Origin of the sequence: Propylenella binzhouense, assembly GCF_009866965.1 — a bacterium.
GTDB lineage: Bacteria > Pseudomonadota > Alphaproteobacteria > Rhizobiales > Afifellaceae > Propylenella > Propylenella binzhouense.
In genome coordinates, this window is sequence record NZ_SPKJ01000173.1 from 1 (window position 1) to 3,970 (window position 3,970).

At 70.1% G+C, this 3,970-nt stretch carries 3 protein-coding genes; all 3 read right to left on the reverse strand.

All coding sequences use genetic code 11. The features are described from left to right. Positions 1 to 1,421, reverse strand: a 1,421-nt coding sequence (locus E4O86_RS22380) for a peptidoglycan-binding domain-containing protein (RefSeq protein WP_161142757.1), incomplete at its 3' end; no start/stop codon positions are given. Between the two features lie 115 nt (positions 1,422 to 1,536). Next, complete coding sequence (locus E4O86_RS22385) at positions 1,537 to 2,184, reverse strand: CatB-related O-acetyltransferase (RefSeq protein WP_161142758.1); 648 nt, start codon at positions 2,182 to 2,184, stop codon at positions 1,537 to 1,539. Positions 2,185 to 2,341: 157 nt separating this feature from the next. Further along, positions 2,342 to 3,970 (reverse strand): membrane protein insertase YidC (gene yidC / locus E4O86_RS22390; protein WP_161142759.1); only part of this gene is annotated, 1,629 nt, incomplete at its 5' end.

A 3,970-nucleotide genomic window follows, 5' to 3' on the forward strand; every position in this document is an offset into this window, starting at 1 on the left:
GCGCCGGTCTCCGCCAGCGCCACGACCGTCCCGCCGCCGCCGGCCGGAACGGCATGCGCGGGCACGATCCCGCCGACCGGCGCCGGCTCGAGCTTCGCCGCCACCGGCGTCAGGCCCGGCGCGTCGGACCGGCCGGCGGCCGTCACCATCTTCGGCCCGCCGATCTGGTCGGCCATCAGGCGCAGGATGCTCGCCCGCTCGACGCCCGTGTCGCTCTGGACCGGCTCCGCCCCGGCCTCGATCTCGTCGGCCGTATAGTCGAGCCATTCGATCGCCTTGGCGCCGTTCCCGGGCATGCCGGCGCCGAGAGCGAGCGCGGCGGCAACGATCTCGCCGTAGCCGGTATCGCCGAGCGCGACCAGGCCGAGCGCGGCGGAAGCCACCATGTCGCCGCGGTCGGCGGCGTAGCCGACGCCGATGCAGACGTTGAAATTGCCGGCCGCCTGGTCCTTCTGCGCCTCGGTGAATCCGGCGAACTCGGCGCCGATCGCCTGCACGAAGGCGGCGGGCGCGCTCGTCGCGAGCTGCGTCAGGCGCGGGCGCATGGCATCCGTCATCTGGGCGCAGGCGGATTGCACGTGGCCGCGCTCGGCCTCGCCGAGCCCGGAAAAGGCCCCCGCCGAATCGACGAAGGCCGCCGTGCGGGCGCGGCAGAACTGCTCGGGCACCAGCGAGCCCGTCCCCGTCAGCGTCAGGCCGGCCGGGACCGCCGCGGCGGCGCTTCCCGAAATGTCCGGGCAATGGATGCGGAAGCCGTCTCCCGGCGCCGCCGCCACCTGGAGCGGCTCCGGCTGCAGCCCGGGCTGCGGCTGCGGCGAAACGACCGCCGCGGCCCCGGGCGCGCCGTTCGCCGGTCCGCCCGGCACCATCACGACGCCGCCCTGCTGGCCCGCCGCGCCGGGCCGGTTCTGGCCGTTGATCATCGCGAAGAGCTCGTCGACCTTGGGGCCCGTATTGTTGCCCGTCGCGGGCGCGGGCCCGCCCTTCTGGTCGCTCGCATATTGCGCGAGAAGCGCCGCCTGCTCGTCGGGCTTCAGCGTGCCGGTGACGGCCCAGCCCATCTTGGTCTGCAGCGCGGATACCGCCGCACGGGTGCCCGGCCCCGCAAGGCCGTCGATCGCGCCCGTGTAGAGCCCGTAGAAGGCGAGCGCCTTCTGGACCGCGACCGTCTCGGCGGAGCGGCGCGCGACCTGGCGGGAGGCCTTCGGCCTGCTGCCGCCGGAACTGTGCGAGCGCCGGACCGTCCCGCCCGAATGCTGCCGGCTGATCGCCGAGCCGGCGATGACGCCGAGCGCAAAGCCCGCGAAGCCGGCCGCCACGGCGCCGCCGCTGCCGGCCTGGGCCTCGCTCGCAGGCTGCGCAGCCAGAATCAAGGACGAGCACATGAGAACGGACAGCGTCCGGCAAGACGTCGCGAGCATCTGATCTCTCCCCCAATTGCGGGAGATTGAAGCATGACGCAAGGTAAACGGCAACAACCGGCCGATCACAACTTCTAACCGGCGGAGACTCCAAATAAAAAGGCGCTTCTTACTGTCACGCCTGCCGGGCTGCGCGCTCGAGCGCGTCGATGTCCGCGGACCGGAGCAGCGCCAGATGGCGCGTGATCTTCTCGGCGTCCCAGTCCCACCAGCCGAGCGCGAGGAGGCGCGCGATGGTGCGGTCGTCGAAACGGCGCCGCACCACCCGGCCCGGATTGCCGACCACCACGGAATAGGGTGGCACCGCGCCGGAGACGACGGCGCGGGCGCCGATCACCGAGCCGTCGCCGATGCGGCTTCCCGGCATGATCATCGCCTCGCGCCCGATCCACACGTCGTTGCCGACGATCGTGTCGCCGCGACAGCCGCTGCCGAGATCGGCCGGGTCGAAGCCCTCCTCCCAGCCTTGGCCGAAGATCTGGAAGGGAAAGGTCGTGAGGCCGCCGAGCGCATGGTTCGCGCCGTTCATCACGAAGCGGACGCCGGTCGCGATCGCGCAGAAGCGTCCGATGACGAGCCGGTCGCCGATGAAGTCGTAATGATAGAGGACGCAGGTCTCGGCGAAGCGCTCCGGCTCGTCCGGGTCGTCGTAATAGGTGTAGTCGCCGATCGTGATGTTCGGCCGGTCGACGACCGGCTTCAGGAAGGTGACGCGCGGCTGGCCCGGCATCGGATGCGGATCGAGCGGAGAGGGACCGTGCATAAGGTGACCTTCCGGCGATTGCGGTTCGGCCGCAGGCGGGCCCTCAGGGCGTCCGGCGCCCGCCCCGCGCCCGTTTGCGCGGCCCGGGCGACCCAGTCGAGCCACCCAGTCGGGCGCCCCGCTCGGCGTCTTCCGGCCTTCCTCCTGCGGGCCCGCGCTATTCGGCGGGCGAGTCCTTCGGCTTGCGCACGACCATGCCCTTGAGGTTCCCCCAGAGCTCGATCGGGACGCCGTTCCGCTTCATGATGAAGCCCTGCTGGAGCACGGAAAGCGTGTTGTTCCAAGCCCAGTAGATCACCAGGCCGGCGGGGAACTTCGCCAGCATGAAGGTGAAGATCACGGGCATCCAGCTGAAGATCATCTGCTGGGTCTTGTCCGGCGGCGTCGGGTTCATCCGCATCTGCACGAACATCGTGATGCCCATGATGATCGGCCAGATGCCGATGTGGAGCATGTCGGGCGGGCTCCACGGGATGGCGCCGAACAAGGTGAAGAGGTTCGTCGGATCCGGCGCCGACAGGTCCCGGATCCACCCGAAGAACGGCGCGTGCCGCATCTCGATCGTGACGAACAGCACCTTGTAGAGCGAGAAGAAGACCGGGATCTGGATCAGGATCGGCCAGCAGCCCGCGACCGGGTTGACCTTCTCCTTCTTGTAGAGCTCCATCATGGCCTGCTGCATGGCCATGCGGTCTTCCTTGAAGCGCTCCTGGATCTTCTGCATCTCAGGCTGCAGCTTCTTCATCTTGCTCATCGACTGGTAGGACCGGTTGGCGAGCGGCAGGAAGATCAGCTTCACGAGCACCGTGACGGCGAGGATGGCCAGGCCGAAATTCCCGAACAGGCGGTAGAACCAGTCGATCGCGAAGAACATGGGCTTGGTCAGGAAATAGAACCAGCCCCAGTCGATCAGGAGCTCGAAACGCTCGACGCCGAGGTCGCTCTGGTAGCGGTCGAGCACCTCGACCTGCTTGGCCCCGGCGAAGAGCAGCGTTTCGCTGGCGGCGCTCGAGCCGCCGGCCGGAACGGTGACGGCGTCGCCCAGGAAGTCCGCCTGGTAGCTCGGGTTCGCGGCGGTTCCGCCGCGCATGAAGCGGCCCTGGAAGGGCGTGCCGCCGCGCGGGACGAGGGTCGCGGCCCAGTATTTGTCGGTGATGCCGATCCAGCCCCGGTCGACCTTCGGCGGCGTGACGGTCGGCTCGTCCTTGAGGTCGCTGTAGTCGACCTCCTGCAGCCCGTTGTCGCCGAAGACGCCGATCAGGCCCTCGTGCAGGATGTAGTAGCCCGACGTGGCCGGCGTGCCGGCGCGGTTCACGAGGCCGTAGGGGTAGAGCGCGACGTCCGCCCCGGTCGTGTTCTCCACGCTCTGGCGGACCGTGAACATGTAGTCCCGGTCGATGCTGAAGGTGCGGCGGAAGACCAGCCCGGCCCCGTTGTCCCAGCTGAGCGTGACATCCTGGCCCGGCGCGAGCGTCGTCCCGTCCGCCTGCCAGAGCGTGTCCGGGCCGGGGACGGCGGCGCCGCCCTGGGGCGCCACCCAGCCGAACTCCGCATAATAAGCGTGCTCCGTTCCGACCGGGGAGAACAGCTCGACGAGCGGGCTCTTGGGGTCGACCGTGACGTGGTATTTCTTGAGGAGCAGGTCGTCGACGCGCCCGCCGACGAGGTTGATCGAGCCCGCCAGCGACGGCGTGTCGATCGCCACGCGCTGCCCGGCGGCGAGCGCCTGTTCGCGCGAGACGTAGCCCGCGGGCCCGGCCGGGGCGGCCGGCCCCGCGCTGCCGGG